18 protein-coding genes are annotated in these 21025 nt (G+C 66.3%); 7 read left to right on the forward strand and 11 right to left on the reverse strand.

All coding sequences use genetic code 11. The annotated features are described in order from the left end of the window. Nucleotides 1–57 precede the first annotated feature (57 nt). Nucleotides 58–1284 carry an HD-GYP domain-containing protein gene (locus HH302_RS11010; RefSeq protein WP_172202218.1) on the forward strand — a complete coding sequence of 409 codons (1227 nt, stop codon included), beginning with the start codon at nt 58–60 and terminating at the stop codon, nt 1282–1284. Here the strand turns inward: HH302_RS11010 and HH302_RS11015 are convergent. The 8 genes from HH302_RS11015 to HH302_RS11050 form a co-directional block, all read right to left on the reverse strand. Further along, entirely contained in the window at nt 1281–1964 is a 684-nt protein-coding gene (locus HH302_RS11015) for a hypothetical protein (protein ID WP_172202220.1), read from the reverse strand. The genes HH302_RS11010 and HH302_RS11015 overlap by 4 nt on opposite strands. Further along, nucleotides 1961–2722 (reverse strand): hypothetical protein, encoded by a 762-nt coding sequence (locus tag HH302_RS11020; protein WP_172202221.1) that lies wholly within the window; start codon nt 2720–2722, stop codon nt 1961–1963. The genes HH302_RS11015 and HH302_RS11020 overlap by 4 nt, the downstream gene beginning before the upstream one ends. Nucleotides 2723–2738: 16 nt before the next feature. Next, nucleotides 2739–3347 carry a glutathione S-transferase gene (locus HH302_RS11025; protein ID WP_172202222.1) on the reverse strand — a complete coding sequence of 203 codons (609 nt, stop codon included), beginning with the start codon at nt 3345–3347 and terminating at the stop codon, nt 2739–2741. Nucleotides 3348–3402: 55 nt separating this feature from the next. Then, on the reverse strand, nt 3403–4350 hold the full coding sequence (locus HH302_RS11030; RefSeq protein ID WP_172202223.1) for an FUSC family protein: 948 nt from the start codon (nt 4348–4350) through the stop codon (nt 3403–3405). Between the two features lie 104 nt (nt 4351–4454). Further along, nucleotides 4455–5183: an alpha/beta hydrolase gene (locus tag HH302_RS11035; protein ID WP_172202224.1), complete on the reverse strand. Its 729-nt coding sequence runs from the start codon at nt 5181–5183 to the stop codon at nt 4455–4457. Nucleotides 5184–5268: 85 nt separating this feature from the next. Next, the gene (locus HH302_RS11040) at nt 5269–5580 is read right to left on the reverse strand and encodes a ferredoxin (RefSeq protein WP_172202225.1); all 312 of its coding nucleotides are present in this window, start codon (nt 5578–5580) and stop codon (nt 5269–5271) included. Nucleotides 5581–5664: 84 nt separating this feature from the next. Continuing rightward, complete coding sequence (locus HH302_RS11045) at nt 5665–6858, reverse strand: GNAT family N-acetyltransferase (protein ID WP_172202226.1); 1194 nt, start codon at nt 6856–6858, stop codon at nt 5665–5667. A 389-nt stretch (nt 6859–7247) separates the two neighbouring features. Next, nucleotides 7248–7685 carry a hypothetical protein gene (locus HH302_RS11050; protein ID WP_172202227.1) on the reverse strand — a complete coding sequence of 146 codons (438 nt, stop codon included), beginning with the start codon at nt 7683–7685 and terminating at the stop codon, nt 7248–7250. 317 nt (nt 7686–8002) lie between these two features. On the opposite strand from HH302_RS11050, the gene uvrA reads away from it, so the two are divergent. From uvrA to HH302_RS11070, 4 genes are all read left to right on the forward strand, one after another. Next, a complete protein-coding gene (gene uvrA / locus HH302_RS11055) occupies nt 8003–13702 on the forward strand; it encodes an excinuclease ABC subunit UvrA (protein WP_172202228.1) in 5700 nt (1899 codons plus the stop codon). Between the two features lie 210 nt (nt 13703–13912). Next, nucleotides 13913–14512 carry a hypothetical protein gene (locus tag HH302_RS11060; protein WP_172202229.1) on the forward strand — a complete coding sequence of 200 codons (600 nt, stop codon included), beginning with the start codon at nt 13913–13915 and terminating at the stop codon, nt 14510–14512. Nucleotides 14513–14713: 201 nt separating this feature from the next. Next, a complete protein-coding gene (locus HH302_RS11065) occupies nt 14714–15160 on the forward strand; it encodes an SRPBCC family protein (RefSeq protein WP_172202230.1) in 447 nt (148 codons plus the stop codon). A gap of 210 nt (nt 15161–15370) precedes the next feature. Continuing rightward, on the forward strand, nt 15371–15622 hold the full coding sequence (locus HH302_RS11070; RefSeq protein WP_172202231.1) for a hypothetical protein: 252 nt from the start codon (nt 15371–15373) through the stop codon (nt 15620–15622). A gap of 9 nt (nt 15623–15631) precedes the next feature. Here the strand turns inward: HH302_RS11070 and HH302_RS11075 are convergent, their stop codons facing one another. Further along, nucleotides 15632–17875: a bifunctional diguanylate cyclase/phosphodiesterase gene (locus HH302_RS11075; RefSeq protein ID WP_172202232.1), complete on the reverse strand. Its 2244-nt coding sequence runs from the start codon at nt 17873–17875 to the stop codon at nt 15632–15634. Between the two features lie 134 nt (nt 17876–18009). After that, entirely contained in the window at nt 18010–18177 is a 168-nt protein-coding gene (locus tag HH302_RS11080; RefSeq protein WP_172202233.1) for a hypothetical protein, read from the reverse strand. 146 nt (nt 18178–18323) lie between these two features. Between HH302_RS11080 and HH302_RS11085 the strand changes: the two genes are divergently transcribed. After that, the gene (locus HH302_RS11085; protein WP_216661868.1) at nt 18324–19121 is read left to right on the forward strand and encodes an EAL domain-containing protein; all 798 of its coding nucleotides are present in this window, start codon (nt 18324–18326) and stop codon (nt 19119–19121) included. Nucleotides 19122–19160: 39 nt separating this feature from the next. On the opposite strand, the gene HH302_RS11090 is transcribed toward HH302_RS11085, so the two are convergent. After that, the gene (locus HH302_RS11090; protein WP_172202234.1) at nt 19161–19928 is read right to left on the reverse strand and encodes an alpha/beta hydrolase; all 768 of its coding nucleotides are present in this window, start codon (nt 19926–19928) and stop codon (nt 19161–19163) included. A gap of 151 nt (nt 19929–20079) precedes the next feature. Here HH302_RS11090 and HH302_RS11095 point away from each other — a divergent pair, with 151 nt between their 5' ends. Then, nucleotides 20080–21003, forward strand: coding sequence for a hypothetical protein (locus tag HH302_RS11095; RefSeq protein WP_172202235.1), 924 nt, complete (start codon nt 20080–20082; stop codon nt 21001–21003). Nucleotides 21004–21025 lie beyond the last annotated feature (22 nt).

A 21025-nucleotide genomic window follows, 5' to 3' on the forward strand; every position in this document is an offset into this window, starting at 1 on the left:
TGCTGAAAAGCACGCGCCGGACCACGATAGCCTTCATCGCAGCGAGTGGGAGGGGACATGGAAGTCATGCTTGCCGACATGGTGTTTGCGCTGTCCGACGCGGTGGATCTGGTCGGCGTGGACGACGATCTGCACGGCAAGCGGGTCGCCGTGATGGCCGCCGAATGCGGGCGCGAACTGGGTTACGACGACGACCGCTGTGCGCGCTTGCTGCACGCCGGCATGCTGCACGACTGCGGCGTCTCTTCCACCCGCGTGCATCAGCACCTGGTGGGCGAGTTCGACTGGATCGGCTCGCAGGCCCACTGCGTGCTGGGCGCCCGCTTGCTGGCCGATGTGCCGGCGCTTGCGCGGCTCGCGCCCGTGGTGCGCTGGCACCACACGCACTGGTCGGCGATGCCGGCTGATCTCGACCCGGAGCTGGCGCACGATGCCAACCTGATCTTCCTGGTCGACCGTGTCGATGCGCTGACCGCGCCCTTCTACGGCGCGCCGGATTACCTGATGCGCAAGGAAGAGGGGCGCCGCACGATCGCCGCTAACGCCGGCGGCCTGTTCTGCCCCGATCTGGTCGACGCCTTCATGGCCGCATCGCGGCGCGAAGCCTTCTGGCTGTACCTGGAACGCCGCTATCTGTGGCGCTACCTGCACGACGTGGCCAAACGCGGCCTCGCCACCGACATCGACCTCGCCGGCCTGCGGCAGTTCGCGCTGATGTTTGCGCAGATCATCGACGCGAAGAGCCCCTTCACGACCGAGCATTCCCTCGGGGTCGCGCGCCTCGCGCTATATCTGGCGCGCCGACTGGGTCTCGACGACGCGACCTGCGCGCGGATCGAGATCGCCGCGCTGCTGCACGATGTGGGCAAGCTGCGGGTGCCGGATTCAGTACTCGAGAAACCGGCGCCGCTTGAGCCGGGCGAGCGCGCGGCGATGCTGCGGCACTCCTTCGAGACCTACCAGATCCTGCACTGGATCGGTGGCATGGAAGAAATCGCGCTGTGGGCCGCAAGCCACCACGAGAAGCTCGATGGTTCGGGCTATCCCTTCCACCTGGCGGCAGGCGAATTGCCGCTTCCGGCGCGCATCATCGCGGTGGCCGACGTGTGTCAGGCCTTGGTGCAGAACCGCCCCTACCGCGCGCCGATGGCTGATGCGGCGGTGCTGGCCGAACTGCATCGCCTGATCGCGGCAGGACTGCTCGACCGAGCGGTGGTTGAAAGCGTTGAAGCGGACCTCGCGCCGTGCTTGGCGGTGGCGCGTGGTGAGGGTTTGCCGGCCTAGTCGTTGCGCGCGTGGGCGGCGGCCATCGCCTGGCCGAGCGTATGCGCGCCCGGGTGCAAGGTCTGCACCGCAAAACCGAGCAGGGCAAGCATGAGGGCGGTTACCGCGAAGGGGGTTCGGGTTCGCCGCCAGGCGGTCTCGAGCCAGTGATTCGCGTCGCCGTGGCGCATCCGATGGTAGAGGCTGGCACTCAGCGCACTGTCGACCAGCAGCTCGGCGAACAGCGTGGGGGCGCCGGTCACGATCCACAACGCCGCGAGCAGCAGCGTCACGACAAATACGATCGCGATCAAAGGCAGCGCGAATTCATCGGCCGCGGCGAGGCCATCGAATAGATCGCCGGCGCCGGCGTCCGATGCGGCGTTGCCAGCACGGGCGGGTGCGCCGCCGCTCTCCGGCAGCAAGTCGAGCGCATCGCCGGCATCGGCGACGTCTTCCCTTTCGCGTGCCTTCAGCCACACCCACAGCAGCGCCAGAAAGGCGCCCCACGCGACCAGCACTGCGAGCGGATAGCGCAGCGCCATCTTGCCGAAGCCCGCGTGCAGCAGACCCCAGTTGCCGAGAAACCCCGCAGCCCCCGCGAGCGCGACCAGCAGACTCATCTGCAGGCGTGGCCAGCCCTGTGTTTCGAGCCGCTGCCGCATGGCGCGGACACGTTCGTTGCGCGATGGCCACTTCATGACCGGCAGCGACCCAAGCCGGCGCGCAGGCCGTGTGTGGCAAGTGCGGCGGCGGTGGCAAGGCCAAAAGCCGGAACGGCCGCCAATGTCGGCAACAGGGCGGCGAGCACGCCGCAGAAGGCGACCACCGAGATCATGCCGCGCACCATGCCTTGCAGCAGCCGCGCGGCAAAGCTTGCGCCGTCGTGGCGCTGCGTGGCGATCGCCATCACGCTCATCATCACGGGAAACAGCGATAGCAAGCCGCTGATGCGCGCATCCAGCACTGCGGCGGATAGGGTTACTGCCAAGGTCAGCAACGCGCCGGCGAGCATGCGCCCGGCCAGCGGCGGTGCGTGGCCGGATGCGCGCGTGGCTTCCTGACCCGACGGGAAACAGGAGGGCAGTGCCAGCACCCCCGCCAGTGCGAGCAGCGTTGCGAGCGGCAACTCGGGCTGCCACGCCAGCACCAGCGTGCCGAGCAAGGCCCACGCTACCAGCGCGACCAGCTCGGCCTGCGCCCAGCGTGTCCGTTGCGCAGCCCATGCGTAGGCAAACGCAAAGCCGATCGATGCAGGCACCGCTGCGAGCGCCCCCAGCGCGGCGTGAGCGGCGTAATCAGCGCCTTGTTCCCAGGCGACCAGCGCCAGAATCGGCCCAACGATGATCGGCAGGCCGGCGAGGAAACCGGCCATGCCCGCCCCCCAGCGACGGCCTGCCGCCGTGACCGCCGCGATCAGCAGCGGTACCAGCCCCAGCTTGAGCAGCAGCACGGTCATGCGGGGGCTTGGGCGATCAGGCCGGCGGGTGGGTCTGGGCGAACGAGGGGCGCTGCATCAGCCGTTCCACCCAGGCGGCGAGCGCCGGGTACTGGGCAGGCAGACCGGCGTGTGGGAAGCGCAGCAACAGCCAGCCCCACATGCAGCCGATCGCAATGTCCGCAAGGCTCATCGCATCGCCGACCACCCAGGTACGCCCGGCGACGAGCGATTGCATTGCGTTGAGCCCGCTTTCCACCTTGCCCCACTGGCGCGCGCGCCAGGCCTCGCTTTGCTGTTCGGCGGCGCGGCGGCTTTCCATCAGCACCAGAATGCCGGCGTCGGTCACGCCGTCGGCGAGTGCTTCCACCTGCCGCACTTCGAGCGCCGCGAGGCGGTCTGCCGGCAGGAAGAAGGGGGCTGCGGAGAGGGTTTCGATGTACTCGGCGATGACCGGCGAATCGAACCAGGTTCGGCCGTCGTCCGCCACCAGCGCTGGCACCTTGCCGAGCGGGTTGAAGCGGCCGATCGGGCTTGCCGGATCGTGCGGGTTCTCCGGCACGAGAACGAAGGGCAGGCCTTTTTCGGCCAGTTGCACGCGGATCTTGCGCGCGAACGGGCTGGTCAATGACGCGATCAGTTGCATGATGGCTCCTTGTACGGCGAGGGGCGCAGCATACGCTGCGCGGCGGATCGGCGCGTCAGCGGCGCGGTCTTCTTTGGCGGGCTTCGATATGCGGCAAGGCGCGCAGGTAGATTTGCGCACCGATGCCGCATACGAGGCAGCCGATCACGGAATCGGCCAGCCGCGCGAGCGCGAAGGCATGCGCCGATGGAATCTCGTAAGGCTGGCCCATGTCCAGCACCACCATCACCAGGCCGGTGATCGTGATCGTCGCGACCCAGTAGTTGCGCGCCTGTGCGACCGGCGTGAGTGCCGCCATCAGCGTGACGATCGCGGCCAGCATCCAGTCGGTGTGCACATACTGAACCACGGCCCAGCCGAACAAGGCACCGAAGAGTGAGCCGGCCAGCCGCTGTATCAGGCGCTGCACGCTGTGGCGCGGGTCGTAGACGGTGACGATGACGATCGTCAGCGGCACCCAGTACGGCCGTGCCAGGCCCAGTGTGTGGCCCAGCACATAGCCGATCACCACGAGGCTGGCGAAGTAGAACGAGAACGCACCGTTGTTGTGGCGCCGCCGTAGCAGGTTGCGGGCGGCATCTGCCAGCATTGGCGCGCTTTGCGGTTCGGGCGAGCGCCACAGCACGCGGTCGATCAGCACCGAAAGTACGCCGGCGAGCCCGCCGAGGATCACGTAGGTGCCGCACAGCGGAGGCAGATCCCCGCCGCCATCACCGAACAGGAAGGCGAGCAGCCAGTACTTGCCGATGAACTCCACCGAGGTGCCGGCGCCCTGCAGCCAGCCGGCCAGTGTGGCAAAGCCGAGCAGCAGGATCAGCGGCGCGCCCGGCACGAAGTGGCCCACCACGCCGGCAATGCCGGCCAGCAGCATGCCGACCGTCATGTACAGGATCGCGGTGATTCGCTCGTAGGTGGAGCCGCCGTAGTCCACGAAGATCGTGTAGAAGCCGGCGATGGCGCCATACACGGCGGGGAGTAGCTCGTGGCGGATCAGCGCGATCACCAGCGGCAGGCCGACTGCGATGATTGCGCGCAGTACCTTGCGGCGATTGACCGGCTGGGCGTCGAGCGATAGTGCTGGGTGAAACAGGGGGCGTCTCCGCGGGGCTACTCGCGCCAGGCGCGCACGATGATGTCGCGCAGGATGTGCAGGCGGGTGTGGAAGAAATGATCCGCGCCCGGCACCACCACCACCGGCACCTGGAGTGGCTCTGCCCACGCCAGCACATTCTCGAGCGGCACCGTCTCGTCGCGGTTGCCGTGGATCACGATCGTGTCCGGCGTCACCGCCTCGGTGTCGTAGGTGCGCGCGCCTTCGATGAAGCCCGATGCGGTACCGACCAGCACCAGCCGCTTGGCCGGCCTGCCGGCGGCAGCCAAGCGCTTGGCCACCCGCGTCTGCACGAAGGCGCCGAACGAGAAACCGGCCAGCACCAACGGTCCGTCGCCGAACCCTGCGCCCCCTGCTTCGCCGCCATGCGGCGAGCCACCCCCCGAGGGGGTATCGGGAAACTTGGGGCGGCCCGGCGTTTCCCTCGGCGCCTGCGCCCAGTCGATCACCGCGAGTAGGTCTTCCGATTCGCCGTCGCCGTGGTCGTGCGTACCGGCGGTGCCGCCGACGCCACGGAAATTCGGCCGCAGCGCGCAGTAACCCAAGCCGCACAGCGTGCGTGCCAGCGTGTGTGCCACCTTGTTGGTGTTGGTACCGCCGAACAGCGGATGCGGGTGCGCGATGATCGCCAGCCCGTGGGCACCTTCCGGCGTGTCGCGCAGGATCTCGATCGGCCCCACGGGGCCATCGATGAAGAACTTCTCGGTCGGCAGGACTTTTCTCATGCGTCGTTCTCCGGCGTGCGCCGGGCAGCCCCAAGCGCGCCGCGGCCCTCGTCGGGGGCCGGGAACCGTGTGATCGTGGAGGCCGTCATTTGAGCTTCAGGCGCTCCACGACCTTGCCGCCGACGATGTGCGAATCGATGATCTCGTCGATGTCGGTCTTGTCGACGTAGGTGTACCAGGTCCCTTCCGGGTACACCACTAGTACCGGCCCTTCGTCACAGCGATCGAGGCAACCCGCCTTGTTCATGCGGACCTTGCCCTCGCCGTTGAGCTTCAGTGCCTTGATGCGGTCCTTCGCATAGGCCTGCATCTCCGCCGCCCCATGGTCGGCACAGCAGCTCTCGCCCGCCGGGCGCTGGTTGCAACAAAAGAACACGTGATGCTTGAAATAACTCATTACCGGACTCCGCGTTGGAGCCGGAACTATAGCGCTCCTGGTCCGCATCAGAGCGGACGTCGGATTCAGGCGAGGCCGAGCAACTCAGGCCTGGCTGTCCAACGGTGCAGTTGCCCTGCCGCTCAACCAGTCTTTACATGCGGTTTGCGTTCGGTCGAGCAGGGAACGAAGCCTGCCTTCAATTCGCACCAGCGCTCGGTGAGCGGTGAAGCTCACCCGGTTTCGCAATGTCTGGCGAACCAGGTAGATCCGCGCTCGTTCGACGAGGCGGTTTGACGAGCTGTAGGTTCGGCCTGGTTCCCCGAAGCCGAAATCGACCAGACGGAAGCCCGAGTTGGCAATCATCCACTCGTTGAGCATGTGGAGCGTGGAAGTGCCGGGCGAATAGGGTGCGAGACTCTGTGCGTAAAGCACGCGGTGAATGCGATACACCGAGCCCGAGGGGATACCAAGGATCACGGCGATAGGGGTCCCGCCGGCCTGGACCACGAAATTCAGCAGGAGCCCCTGCGTGGCAAGGGCCTCGTACTCGCTCCGAGCAAGCAGCGACCCGCCGTCATTTCCGATCGTCTTTACGGCCGAGAACAGCGTGTCGATCTGGTTGACTTCGGTGATCGGTACCACGGTTGCCGTGCCGCCAAGGTTCTCACCGATCTGACGAATCTGGCGTGAAAGGTTGTAGCGCTTCTTGCGGGGAAACTGCGCAAGATAGGCTTCCTGACTATCCGGCAATGGAGACTGGTGGCACGAGCGAACGCCATTCGGAAGATAAACCCGGAATCTGCGCTGCACCTCAGGCGAGAAGACCGCTCGCCACAGGCCGCTATCAACATCTACCGACTGCAGTTCAAGCGCATCGAATTCGCCGGGGGCGTCACCCAGTGCGCACAGCATTCGCGTGATTGAATCATCGGATTTCTGGGGGTTGGACACGAGCGGTTCGCTGCCCGACAACCCCCAGACCCGCATGTGACGGCGAAGAATGCGCCCCGCGATGCCGTGCGGATCGATCAGTTGCTCGCGCATTCTCAGCGGGGCGATGCCGAGTATTTGCCCGGTCGCAAGACAACGCCGCGTCGCGATGACCAAGCCACTTGCGGGCTCTGTGCGTGATAGCGCAGCAAAAAAGGCTGGGCTCGAATAGACCGACTCGTGGTTGTTGTATCCAGCATGTAGTTCCCGCCATGCCTCGACGACAGCCGCGGTCATTCCATCAAAGCGCTCGAAGGCGATTTGGTCGACGGTCGGGGAAGCATGGGCTTGATCGAGCACCTGCACCGGTTGTGATCCTAGGGGGAGTTCGTGGGCCTGACCGAAGGCGGCGACGCTTCGGCAGAATGGGCGATAGCGTATGCGCCCGGCACCTCGGAGGGCGCCAACTACCGCACGTGGATCACGTTTTTACAATCTATGCAAATGGGTTTTTCGATGCGAACGAATTGCGCCGGAGGGCGCACTGGGCGGTCGGGTGGCTCTGGTTTGCCCGTCTGCAACCGTTTAGCGACGAAAACGACACTGTGCAGCAAGTCACAAACGGAATGTTTCCGGGCGGTCGGGCACGAGCGGGGACACGCTGCCCTTCCTGGCGGAGTGATCACGCCGGCGCCACTCTGGATAAGCGCGGCGATTCGGGGGTATGAACCGCCGCGTTGGGCCAAATGCCGCCCTCAGTCGTGCCCGTGCCCCTTCCCGTGTCCTTTGCCGTGGCCCTTGTCTTTGCCCTTGCCGTGCCCCTGGTCGTCATCGTCGTAGCGGTCGCCTTCGCCGTAGCGGGCCCGGTAGGCGGGCACGTATTCGCGCTCGTACCAGTCGTCGCGCACGAAATACACCGGCCGCCCGCATGCGTTGTACTTGGCGCAGTGCTTGCCCCAATGCTTCTCGTGACCGGGCGGCACGCGGAGGTAGACCGGTCCGCCGTAGCTTCGCCCGGGTTCGATGATCACCGGTTGCCTGTAGATCACCTGCGGTCGCGGGAAGCTGCCGATGTCGATCTGGCCGTAGAAGCCCGGTTGGCCGATGCTGATCGATACGCCGACATCGGCCGCCAATGAGGGCGCGGCCGACAGCGCCAGCGCGATGGCGCACAGTGAGTGTTTGACGGACATGCTCTGGTTCCCCCGTTGGCTTTTGCTATTTGATTGTGTTTCGGGCGCGAAGGTTGCAACGACGCCAAGTCATTGTCGGCATCCTGGCCAACACCTGTAGCCATATCCAATGCGCGGGGCCGGGTTTTCGATGACCGTCGTGGCTTGGCCGCAAGTTCTGGCGCGCCGAACCAGGCATTTCGAAACCTTGAAGCAATCGCCTTGTCGGACAGCTTTGCCGCGCCGCCCCGGTTCCGGAGTGCACCGCATGCGCGTGCAGGCTGGCAATTTATACAGTTAGAATATCCGATCCCCGCTTCCGAAAGCCCAGGCCAGCCATGACGACCCCCGGTCCCGACACGATCCAGATCCGCGGCGCCCGCCAGAACAACCTGAAGAACCTCGACCTCGACATCCCCACCGGCGAGTTGGTCGTGGTGACCGGGCCGTCCGGTTCGGGCAAGAGTTCGCTGGTGTTCGACACGCTCTACGCCGAGGGCCAGCGGCGCTACGTCGAGACCTTCTCGCCCTACGCGCGGCAGTTCCTCGACCGCATGGACAAGCCGCAGGTGGACCGCATCGACGGCGTGCCGCCCGCCATCGCCATCGACCAGACCAACCCGGTACGCACCTCGCGCTCCACGGTCGGCACGATGACCGAGCTCAACGACCACCTGAAGCTCTTGTTCGCGCGCTGCGGCCACCTGCATTGCAAGCGCTGCGGCGCGGCGGTGAAGCGAGACAGTTCCGAGAGCATCGCGGCGGCGCTGGCCGAGCGCACCCAAGCTGAAGACCCGCGCCTCGCGCTGGTTGCGCCGGTGGCGATTCCGGCCAACTTCAGCGAGGCCGAGATCCGCGCCGCGCTCGAAGCGCAGGGTTATGCGCGGATGCAGCCGGTGGGCGAGCGCACGATGGCCGTGGTGGCCGACCGCTTCCGCTTCTCCAACGCCGAACCTGCGCGTCTGGCCGAGGCACTGGAGGCGGCGCTGCGGCTGGCCAACGGCCGCGTCGAGGTGCATGTTGGTGGCGAGGTCAGCGACGGCACCAAGCCAGTCTGGAAGTTCTCCAGCGATCTGCACTGCGCCGACTGCGACATCCACTACGCCGACCCCACGCCGGCGCATTTCTCGTTCAACAGCGCGGTGGGCGCCTGCGAGGCCTGCCGCGGTTTCGGCCGCGTCATCGGCATCGATCCCGGCCTGATCATCCCCGACGAGTCGAAGAGCCTCGCCGACGGCGCGATCAAGCCTTGGCAGACCGAGAGCTACAAGGAATGCCAGACCGACCTCGCCAAGTTCGCCAAGAAGCGCGGCGTGGCGATGGACATCCCCTGGCGCGACCTGCCCGAGGAGCACCGCCGCTGGGTCTTCGAGGGCGACGACGGTTGGGTGAACTGGGACAAGTCCTGGCCCGGCAAGTGGTACGGCGTGCGCCACTTCTTCGACTGGCTGGAGACCAAGGCCTACAAGATGCACATCCGGGTGCTGCTGTCGCGCTACCGCGCCTACACCCCCTGCACCGTGTGCGACGGCGCGCGGCTCAAGACCGAGCCGCTGCTGTGGCGTGTCGGCAGCCGCGAAGAAGCAGATCGCGCGCTGGCACCCAAGCTGCGCCGCTTCCGCCCGCACGGGGTGACGATGCGGGCCGAGATTCTCGACACGCTGCCCGGCCTCAATGTGCAGGACGTGATGCAGCTGCCGATTGCGCGCGCCAAGCAGTTTTTCGACACCCTAGCGCTGCCCGGCGCACTCGACCAAGCGACCGAGCAGCTGATGGGCGAGATCCGCAGCCGACTCGGCTTCCTGTGCGACGTGGGGCTGTCCTACCTGACGCTGGACCGCCAGAGCCGCACGCTCTCCGGCGGCGAAGTGCAGCGCATCAACCTCACCACCGCGCTGGGCACCTCGCTGGTGAACACGCTCTTCGTGCTCGACGAACCCTCCATCGGCCTGCATCCGCGCGACATGGACCGCATCAACGGCGTCATGCACCGCCTGCGCGACGCCGGCAATTCGCTGATCGTCGTCGAGCACGACCCGGCGGTGATGTTCGCCGCCGACCGCATTCTCGACATCGGCCCCGGCCCGGGCAAGCAGGGCGGCGAGATCGTGTTCTGGGGTTCGCCCGATGAACTGCGCGCCCGTACCGATACGCTCACCGCGCAATACCTCGGCGGCCACCGTCGCGTCGATGCCGGCCTCACACCGCGCGAAGTCGCCGGGTGGACGCCGCGTCTCACGCTGCGCGGCGCGAGTGCAAACAACCTGCGTGGCGTCGACCTCGCGCTGCCGTTGCACCGCTTCGTCGCGGTCACCGGCGTGTCGGGCTCGGGCAAATCCACGCTGATCCAGGACGTGCTCTACCCCGCGCTGCAGAAGCATTTCGGCGAAGCCACCGAAGCGCCCGGCGCCTTCGATTCGATCGACGGGCTGGACGAAATCACCGGCGTCGTCATGGTCGACCAGACGCAGATCGGCAAGACCACGCGCTCCAACCCGGCCAGCTACGTCGGCGCCTTCGACAGCATCCGCAAGCGCTACGCCGCGCTGCCCGAAGCCGCGCAGCGCGGCTACACCGCCGGCACCTTCTCCTTCAACGCCGGCGACGGCCGCTGCCCCACCTGCGGCGGCAACGGCTTCGAGCACGTCGAGATGCAGTTCCTCTCCGACGTGTACATCCGCTGCCCGGACTGCGACGGCCGCCGCTTCCGCGCCGAAGTCATGGAGGTGAAGCTCGAAGGCAGGTCGATCGCCGACGTGCTCGACATGACCGTAGCCGAGGCGCTGGACTTCTTCTCGAAGGACGGCGAACTCGCGCGCGCGCTGCAGCCGCTGGTGGACGTTGGTCTCGACTACCTGACGCTCGGCCAGCCGGTGCCCACGCTCTCCGGCGGCGAGGCGCAGCGCCTCAAACTCGCCGGCCACCTCGCGCAGACCGCCGAGGCGCTGCACCGCAAGGGCAGCAAGGCGAAGAAGGCGGCGCCCAAGGAACACCTGCTGTTCCTGTTCGACGAACCCACCACCGGCCTGCACTTCGACGACGTGGCCAAGCTGCTGCGTGCGCTCTCCAAGCTGGTCGATGCCGGCCACTCGGTGCTGGTGATCGAGCACAACCTCGACGTGATCGCCGCCGCCGACTGGGTGGTGGACCTCGGCCCCGAGGGTGGCGACGGCGGCGGGGCCATCGTCTTCGAAGGCACCCCGGGCGCCCTGCAGCAGGCCGACACCCACACCGGCCGCGCGCTGGCCGATTACCTGGTGCGTCTCACCGCGCCCGCACAGCTGGCCAAGGCCGCTGGCAAGGCCAAGCGCGTGGGGGCCGCGGCGGCGGCCAACGACAACGCCGCGCGCCTCGTCGCCGAACCGAAACACCGCTACCTGCCCGCGCGGCGCGACGCCATCGGCGTGGTGCGCGCACGTGAGCACAACCTGAAGAACGTCTCGGTCGAGATTCCGCACCGCCGCTTCACCGTGGTCACCGGCGTGTCGGGCTCGGGCAAGTCCACGCTGGCCTTTGACATCGTCTTCGCCGAAGGCCAGCGCCGCTACCTCGAATCGCTCAACGCCTACGCGCGGCAGTTCGTGCAGCCGGCCGCCAAGCCCGATGTTGACGCCATCCACGGCATTCCGCCCACGGTGGCGATCGAGCAGCGCACCAGCCGCGGCGGGCGCAAGAGCACGGTCGGCACGCTCACCGAAATCCACCACTTCCTGCGCCTGATGTTCGTGAAGCTGGGCACCCAGCACTGCCCGGACTGCGACTGCGCGATCGAGCCGCAATCGCCTGAGGCAATCGCCGCGCGCCTGCTGCGCGACTACAAGGGCCGCGAGGTCACGCTCGCCGCGCCGCTGGTCATCAACCGCAAGGGCCTCTACACCGATCTCGCGAAGTGGGCTGCCGGCAAGGGCTACGCGCAGCTGCGGGTGGATGGCGACTTGCTGCCCACCAAACCCTGGCCACGTCTTGATCGCTTCAAGGAACACATCATCGAGCTGCCGGTCGCCACGCTGAAAGTTGGCGCCCGCAACGAGGCCGAGCTGCGCGATGCGCTCGCCAAGGCGCTGGAGTTCGGCAAGGGCGTGCTGCACCTCATCGACGGCGATGAGGTCGTCGTGTTCTCCACCAAGCGTGCGTGCCCAAGCTGCGGCACCAGCTTCCCGGAACTCGACCCGCGCCTGTTCTCTTACAACTCCAAGCACGGCTGGTGCCCTGACTGCATGGGCACCGGCAACACGCTGCCCAAGTGGCTGCGCGACGCGATGCGCGACCCCGAGGGCGACGCCACCGCCGCCGAATTCACCGGCCTGCGCTACGAAGGTGAAGCGGGCGAGGACGAAGAGGTGGAGCCCGAAACCGAGTGCGCCGCCTGCGAAGGCGCGCGCCTCAACCCCACCGCGCTTGCAGTGCGCTACCGCGACAACAGCATCGCGGACTATGCGCACCTGTCGGTCGAGGGGCTGGCGGATTGGGTCGGCACGCTCAAACTCGCGGGCCGCGAGGGTGAGATCGGCCGCGATATCGTCGCCGAACTCAAGTCGCGCCTCGCCTTCCTGAAAGACGTGGGCCTCGGCTACCTCGCACTGGACCGCGCCGCGCCCACGCTCTCCGGCGGCGAGGCGCAGCGCATCCGCCTCGCCTCGCAGCTGGGCACCAACCTGCGCGGCGTCTGCTATGTGCTCGACGAACCCTCGATCGGCCTGCACCCGCGCGACAACGCGATGCTGCTCGACACGCTGCACGCGCTCGAAGCCAAGGGCAACACCGTGGTCGTCGTCGAGCACGACGAAGAGACCATCCGCCGCGCCCACCACGTCATCGACATGGGCCCCGGCGCCGGCACGCGCGGCGGCAACATCGTCGCGGAAGGCGATGCCGCGGCGCTGATGGCAGTGCCCGAATCGGTCACCGGCCGCACGCTGCGCGCGCCGCTCGCGCACCCGCTGCAACCGGCGCGCAAGGTGGATGCCGAGACGCCCATGGTCACCGTCGAAGGCGCGGCGCTGCACAACCTCAAGAACGTCACCGCGCAGATCCCGCTCGGCCGTCTCATCGTCGTCACCGGCGTGTCGGGCTCGGGCAAGTCCACGCTCGCGCGCGACGTGCTGCACAAGAACCTGCGCCGCCTCGTCGCCACGCAGGCCTTCAACAGCCGCACCAAGGGCGCCAAGGTGGTGCTGGAAGGCTGCGAGGCGATCACCGGCTGGCAGCCGGTCGGCCGTGTGCTCGAAGTCGACCAGACCCCGATCGGCAAAACGCCGCGCTCCTGCCCGGCCACCTACATCGGCTTCTGGGATGCCATCCGCAAGCTCTACGCCGACAGCGAAACCGCGCGCCTGCGCGGCTGGGCGCCGGGCCGCTTCTCCTTCAACACCGCAGGCGGCCGCTGCGACGCCTGCGACGGCCAGGGCCAGCGCACCGTCGAGATGAGCTTCCTGCCGGATGTGAAAGTGCCCTGCGACGTCTGCAACGGCGCGCGCTTCAACACCGACACCCTCAGCGCCACCTGGCGCGGCAAGAGCATCGCCGACGTGCTCGCGATGGAGATCGACGAAGCCGTCGACTTCTTCGCCGCCCACCCGACGATCCAGCACCCGCTCAAGCTCTTGCAGGACGTCGGCCTCGGCTACCTCACCCTCGGCCAGCCCTCACCCACGCTCTCCGGCGGCGAAGCGCAGCGCATCAAGCTCGTCACCGAGCTGGTCAAGGTCAAGACCGACCCCGCCGCGCGCGCCCGTGCCAGAACGCCGCACACGCTCTACGTGCTGGATGAACCCACCGTTGGCCTGCACATGGCCGACGTCGAAAAACTCATCCACGTCCTCCACCGCCTCGTCGACGCCGGCAACACCGTGCTCGTCATCGAACACGACCTCGACGTCATGGCCGAAGCGGACTGGATCGTGGACCTGGGGCCGGAAGGCGGCGACGGCGGCGGCGAAATCGTCTTCGCCGGGCCGGTGGCGAAATGCGTCAAGGCGAAGACGCATACGGGGCGGGCGTTGAAGGGGTTTCTCGCCTCACGGGTGCGGCAAGCTTAGAGCGTGCGCACGGAGACGAAGGCCCGCGGTTCTCGCACAACCTGCCTTACGGATCGAGAGCGTTGGGCTTTGCCTGCTCAACCCGAGCGACCTGCGGTCGGTTCCGAATACGCAAAGAGATAGCTGCGTCCGTTTGAGCTGTGTTGCCTTGGGCGGCTTTAAGACTGTGATAATCCGAGGACTTTTGTTTGTCACCATCGGATCAAAAAAATGCAGAAGGCCTTCGTCTTGTCGTGTTTGTCCGCCGTGCTCGTAGCGGCGTGTGCTGCGCCGAAATTGATGGTGGCGCCTGAAAGCGTGCAGCCCGTCGGACGTCTTGCTGTCTTCGTGGTGCTTCCCAGCCCAGATCCTACGACGATAATCGGTAACTGCTTCAAGGGGCTTGGCTACTTTGGCCCGACGTTCCAAAAAGACTTTGCCGCCAAAGCTGCGGATACGTTCGGCTACAACCTTGCGGACGTCACCTTCACGCTAGCTTACGACCAATATGCCCGCGTTCCCGACAGGGAGCCTCAACCTACGCACGTCCTCACAGTCGTGCCGAAGGAGCTTCATGCGACAAAGTCGTGTGACGGACTTGGCGCGAGCGCCCGATTCGAACTCTTCGAGAGAAGCAGCAGCCGGATCGTGGCGCGCGGCTCAACGGACATGGCATTTGACAAAGACGCACGGGATTCCGCCGATCTCATCTCCCTCCGGTTGCTTAACGACCTCGCAGGAACAGGCGTTAAGCTTCAGCGCACCCAGCCAAAGTTCACTACGCGTGAGGGTAAGACCCGCTGGAATCCGCTGGGTGGCGGCTTGATCTGAACTCTGTCGCCCCGCAGCGTCGGGCGGGTTCGTCGACGGCCAATCCGTGCGCCATCAAGGGATGCCGAATGGGGACGTCATGAAAGGCGGGTTACGCCTTTGGCTAACCCGCCCTACCGCTACCGCAGGTCAGCGTGCCGACTGCGGGGGCTCCCAAGTACCGACTTCCCCCCAAACGCAGCATCAAAAGACGAACCAATCATGCCCACAGGAACCATCCGACTTCATCGTGTGCTTCGGGCGACGCCCGCGCGTGTCTTTCGTGCGTTTCTGGACGCTGATGCGATGGCGAAGTGGCTGCCGCCGTACGGCTTCACCTGCAAGGTGCATCAGCTCGACGCCGTGGTCGGTGGCAGTTACCGGATGACGTTCACGAACTTCTCGACCGGCCACGGGCATTCCTTCGGCGGCGAGTATCTGGAGCTGGTGCCGTTCGAGAAGCTTTGCTACACCGACAAGTTCGACGACCCAAACCTGCCCGGCGAGATGCAGACGACGGTGACGCTGAAGCCCGTGTCCTGCGGCACCGAGATCAGCGTGGTGCAGGAGGGCGTGCCGGAGGTGATTCCGGTCGAGATGTGCTACCTCGGCTGGCAGGAGTCGCTCGCGCAACTGGCGACGCTCGTCGAGCCCGATATCCCGGGCTGACCCGTGATCGAACCCGTAGCGAAGAATCGCCCGCCCGCTCCACCTGCGGCCCAGTAGGGCGGGTCGTTCCGACCCGCGCTGGCCGAGCTGACATGCCCGCAAGCCCGCGCCGGACGATGACCCGGCGCAGCCGACGCCGCGCCCGGTGCGCTTATGATTCGTCCCTCACCCAGCGCAATGCCATTGCGCGCGCCAAAGAAGGGACATCTCTTGCTGGACTATTTCCTTCCGGCCCTCATCTCGCTTGTTTGCCTCTTTGCGGTAACCGGCCTGGCGAGGCACTTCACCAAATCGGCGGCCTTACGAAGCACCCTCTCGGTTGTCCTGGTGATCCTCGGGCTGCTGATCTCGTTCTTCTTCTTTTTTGGCCTTGGCACCCTGCGGCGCGGCCATCAGCAGCCGGCCCCGACGCACGGCAGCATCGAAGCGCCGGCGCTGCATTCGCCTGTGCGCCTGAGCTGATCGGGCGCGCTACGCGGCGGATGCGTTGGGGATGAGCTTCTCGGCGGGCACCGGCGGCGAGAACAGGTAGCCCTGGAGGTATTCGCAGCCCAGCCCGGCGAGGATGCGGGCCTGGTTTTCGGTCTCGACGCCCTCGGCGACGATGCTCATGCCGAGGCTGTGGCCCATGGCGATGATGGCGCGCACCAGCGCGAGGCTGCGTTCGTCCTGGTCGATGCCGTTGACGAAGGCGCGGTCGATCTTGAGCGTGCGCAGGTGGAAACGGGTGAGGTAGCTGAGCGACGAGTAGCCGGTGCCGAAGTCGTCCAGCGAGGTGCTGAGCCCCTTCTCGTGCAGGGTGTCGATGACGCGCACCACCGTGTCCGCCTCGTTGATCAGCACCCGTTCGGTCATCTCGATTTCGAGTTCCGTCGGCGCGGCGCCCGCGTCGGCGATCGCGCGGTCGACCACGTCGATGAAGTCCGGGTCGACAAGCTGCGCGGCGGACACGTTCACAGCGATGCGGATCGGCCCTTCCGGCCGCGAGTGCCATGCGCGGGCTTGTCGCGCAGCTTCCTGCACGACCCAGGTGCCGATGCTGATGATCTGCCCGTTGTCTTCGGCGATCGGGATGAAGCGGTCCGGCCCGACGAAGCCCAGCGTCGGGGTGCGCCAGCGCAACAGGGCTTCGACTTTCACCAGCCGACGGCTGCGGGCATCGACGATGGGCTGGTAGACGAGCTGGAACTCGTTGTTGGCAATCGCCTGCTGCAGGGCTTCTTCGATCAGCAGCGCGTCGCGCGACTTCGCGCCCATCCGCTCGTCGAAGAACTCGTGACGATTGCGGCCCCTGTCCTTGGCGGCATACACGGCGGCGTCGGCTGCACTGAGCACGCTCTCGGGGTCGAGCCCGTGGGCGGGTGCGAAGGCAATGCCGATGCTGGCCTTGATCGAAATGCGGAACGAGGAGAGCGGGATCGGCTCGTGCAGCGCGAGCAGGATCGCGCGCGCGAAGCGTTCCGCGGCATCGTGGGCGGTGGCCGGGTCTGCTTCGGTGAACATCAGCGCGAACTCGTCACCGCCGAATCTCGCCAGCGCCAGGTGGGGGAGCTGCAGTTGTTGCAGGCGCGTGGCCACCCGCTTGATCAGGGTATCGCCGACGGTATGCCCCAAGGTGTCGTTGACGCGCTTGAAATGGTCGATGTCGATCAGCAGCACGATCGTGACCTCGTCTTGCCCGCGGCTGGCCGCCAGCCGATCCCCCAGCGTCTGCCTGAAGGCGAAGCGATTGAGCAAGCCGGTGGATTCGTCGAGCATCGCCGCGCGCTGGCGTGTGGCCTCAAGCGCCTTGCGTTCGCTGATGTCGATGACCTGGCTCAGCACATGCAGCTCGCCGCGATCCTCGAAGGGGACGCTGATGATCTCGAGCGGTACCTCGCGCCCATCCCGGTGCTGATGCACGACTTCGTCGATGCATGGCCGCGGCGCATCCGGCGCGGTGACGTGCTGAAACCAGGCGGCGCCCTCTTCCTTTGAGCGACCGTAAGCGAGCGAAGTGATGTGTTGGCCGACCATCTCCTTGGCGCCAGCGAGGCCGATAGAGAGGGCCAGCTTCTCGCTGGCAAAACGGACGATGCCACCGGCGTCACGGATCAGGAAGCCGTGCCCGAGCCCGTTGAGCACATCGAAGATCCGCCGCTGGTTGTCGGCAAGGATGGCGTGGATCAGCCCGAACGAAGCCAGCAGCTTGAGTACGAATCCGATGGCGAACAAGCCTTCGAGGTGGGTGCCCATAAGCATGTTCAGCGAGAAGACCACGTTCGTGGCCGCACGCAGCCAGAGCGTGAGGGCGAGTAGCTTGTAGGGGTGCTTGCGGCGAGAAAGCTGCCAACCGCACCAGGCGAGCACGGCCCCCAGTGTGAGGAGGCTCAAGCCGTGGCTCAGCCGTGGCCACGCGGCGGCAATGAGGGTTTGCACGCAGGCGTAGGTGATCCAGCCGAGCGCTTGACGGCGCCAGAGGATGGGTTTGCCGCAGAAGAGCAGGGTGCCTGCGACATGGCAGACCATACCCAGGGTGCCCGCGCCGATGATCAGCACCGAGGCCCAGAGTTCGAGCACGCGCAGACTCCATACGGCTGCCGCGACGGCGAGCAGGATCTGCGCCGAACCCCAGTAGAGCGCGTGGCGGTCGCCTCTGCGCATGAGCCAGAGGAAGATCAGCATGCCGCCGAGGATCAGGTCGGCGAGCAGTGAGAGGTGGATCGTGGCGACCATCGGCAGCCCTCAGTGACCGCATGCGGTGCAGCCGCACCACAAGACTCATGCATATCGGCATCGCCGGGCGTAACTTGACCTGCGCGCGGCGCCTGTCCTGCTGAGCGCGCTGGTCACCCCTTCGGCGCCCTGATTCAGGCGCCGATTACGCCGACGGCCTTGCGTTCGACCCCGATGAGCCCGTGCCAGTGCAGCGCTTTGCAGGCTTTGCCGTTGGGTACCCGGCGGCGATCTGGTCGTTGCGCCGCATTCCGCTGAATGGGCCGCATGGCGGTCGATTGGCCAGCTTCCAGGCGTTTCACGCCCGCCTTCCCCGCGAGCTCTGCTTTGCCAAGCGACTTGCGCTGCCGCGGCGAGCGGCAGAAACTGAATCGGTCAGCGGCGCTGGTGACGGCGACCCGCGGACTCACTCACGCTGAAGGACGCCATGAAAACAATGCAGAAAGCGATGAGCAACCCATCTTTTCCCGAGGGTTTTGTGCCGCTGACCGGCACGCAACGGGATTGTGAGGACTGCGGTAAAGCCGAGCGTGTCGGCTTTCAGTTCGAGTTCGCGTACCAACCCATTGTCGATGTGAATCAGAAGCTCCTCTTCGCGCATGAAGCCCTGGTTCGCGGGCCGAACGGCGAGGGCGCGTTGAGTGTGCTTTCGCAGGTCAATGACCAGAACCGCTACCGTTTTGATCAAGCCTGTCGCGTCAAGGCGATCAAGGGGGCGAAGGAACTCGGGATTCGCGAACACATCTCGATCAACTTCCTTCCGAATGCGATCTACAAACCGGAACTGTGCATTCGGACCACCCTCGAAGCGGCGCGGGTGCATGGTTTCCCGCTCGATCGCATCATCTTCGAGGTGACCGAGGGCGAACGCATTGAAGATGGCCCCTGGTTTGCCAAGATCCTGCGCGAGTACAAGCGCTGCGGGTTCAAGACCGCGATCGACGATTTCGGTGCGGGTTATGCAGGCATGAAGCTGCTCGCGGATTTCCAGCCCGACATCGTCAAGATCGACATGGACCTGATCCGCGGCATCGAGGGCCATCGGCCGCGGCAGGCGATCGTGCGTAGCCTCGTCCGGCTGTGCGAAGAGCTGGCCATCACGGTCGTGGCAGAAGGCATCGAAACCCCGGCGGAACGAGACTTTCTGCGTGACGCCGGCATTGCGCTGATGCAGGGTTATCTGTTTGCCAAACCGGCGTTCCGGGCGGTCGCGGATATTCCGGATACCGCCTTCCCTGCCGGTTGAAAACCGCGGCGGGCGACCTGCCGCAGAGGTGCTGGTGGCTCAGTCCGCCGGTGTCCTGATCCACGCCGCAATCACCCCCACCGCCTCCCGTTCCATCCCGATGTATCCGTGCCAGTGCAGCGCCTCGCAGACGTTGCCGCTGGGGTTGTCGCCGCCGCTGACCATCTGCAGCTTCTTCACCGGTGCGTTCTTCAGACCGCGCAGGATGGCGGGCACGCCTTGCGGATCGCAGACCGGGCAGGCGTCCTTGCTGTGATGGAGGACGAGCGTCGGCACGGTGATGGCGGCGAGGTCCTGCGTGGGGACGGCACCGGGCTTCTTGGCACTGACAACGCTGGAACTGAGCACCAGCCCGGCGATCTGGTCGGGCATGCGGATTGCGGCTGCCGTGGCTGACACAGTGCCGCGGCTGGTGCCGACCAACCAGATCGGTACGTCGGCCTTCTCGCGCACGACGGCCATCACCTTGGCGATGTCGGCGAGGTGGGGTTCGGCGATGCGGTCGGCGTAGTCGAGATCTTGCGAGTCGCTCGGTCGGCCGAAGATTGCAACGTTGAAGCCTTGGGCAATGAAATCGCCCTCCGAGCGCACGAGGAAGTTCTGGCCCGTGGGCTTGCCGTCCTCCACCCGCCCGAAGCCCCCGCCACCGCCGGGGAAGAGCAGCACGGTGGCCCTGGCGTTCGGCGCAGTCTCCCAGAAGACGGCGGTGGTGACGCCGTCGCGTGTCGGCACGCTCAGCAGGCTGCCCTCGGCGTGCGCCGCGCAGGCACAGAGCGCGATCAGCGTAGCGAGAAGGTGGCGTGTCATGACGTGAGCCCTACGAAGCGTCGGGAATCGGGAGTGTTGCACGCCGTGCCGGAGCACAACAACGCGCAGGGGAGGCGGCGCCCAGCTTCTCGCGGCCACGCGATGCCGGTAGCATGCGGCGCTCCAAAACCAAAAAGTATAAGGCCCCCCAATGAGCGTTGCCGGCAGGATCTCGCAGTGTCTGTTTCTCCTCGGTTTGTCTCTTGGTGTCGCGCACGCGGCCACCGTGATTGATGAAGGTTTCGACTCACCCGATGCGCTCAAGGATTGGCGCTGGCTGAGCGATGTCGAAGGCTGGGCGGACCAGGTAGCAAAGGTCTCGGTGGCGGGCGGCGAACTGCTGATCGAGCCTTACACCAGCTACTGGCTTGCCGGCTTTCACGCCCCTTTCCTGATGCAGGAATTCGAGGGCGATTTCGTCATGACGGCGCGGGTGAAGGCGGAGGGTTTGAAACCCGGCTCGGTGCCACGCAGCTATTCGGACACCTATATCGGCATCATGGCCCGCCAGGCAGCGCCCAAGGCGGCCGACTGGAAGCCGAGCGACGAGAACTACGTGTGGCTGGCGATGGGCGCGGACGGCACCGAAAGCCCGTCGATCTCGGTGATGCGCACCGTGAGTGGCAACTCGCAACAGCTGGTCTATGCGACGCGGCAGGCTTGGCACGAGCTGCGGCTGGTGCGGATCGGCAGTACCTTCGTCGCGCTGCATCGGGTTGAGGGCAAACCGTGGCGAGTCACGCAGCGCGACACCCAGAGCCTGCGCTTCACATGGCAGAAGATGAGCGAGCGCGACATGACCCATCCGGGCTTGCCAAGCCGGTTGCAGGTCGGCATCACCGCCACCACCGATTTCCTGCCGACGATGCAGCAGCGCTTCGCGGGCTTGTCCGACGAACCGGCGGCGCGCGAATTCAACTTGCTCACCGTCCGCGATGGCAAGCGCGACCTGCGCGCCCACATCGACTACTTCAGGCTTGCCCGCTTCCAGGCGCCCGAACGCTGGGTCGGGAAAGACACCAACAGCTTGTCGGAGGCCGAGTTGCTGTCAGAGCTGGGGGAATCGCTACGCTAGGCGTCGGCGCAGGCGCAAGCAA

Source organism: Niveibacterium sp. COAC-50, assembly GCF_013184235.1.
GTDB lineage: Bacteria > Pseudomonadota > Gammaproteobacteria > Burkholderiales > Rhodocyclaceae > Niveibacterium > Niveibacterium microcysteis.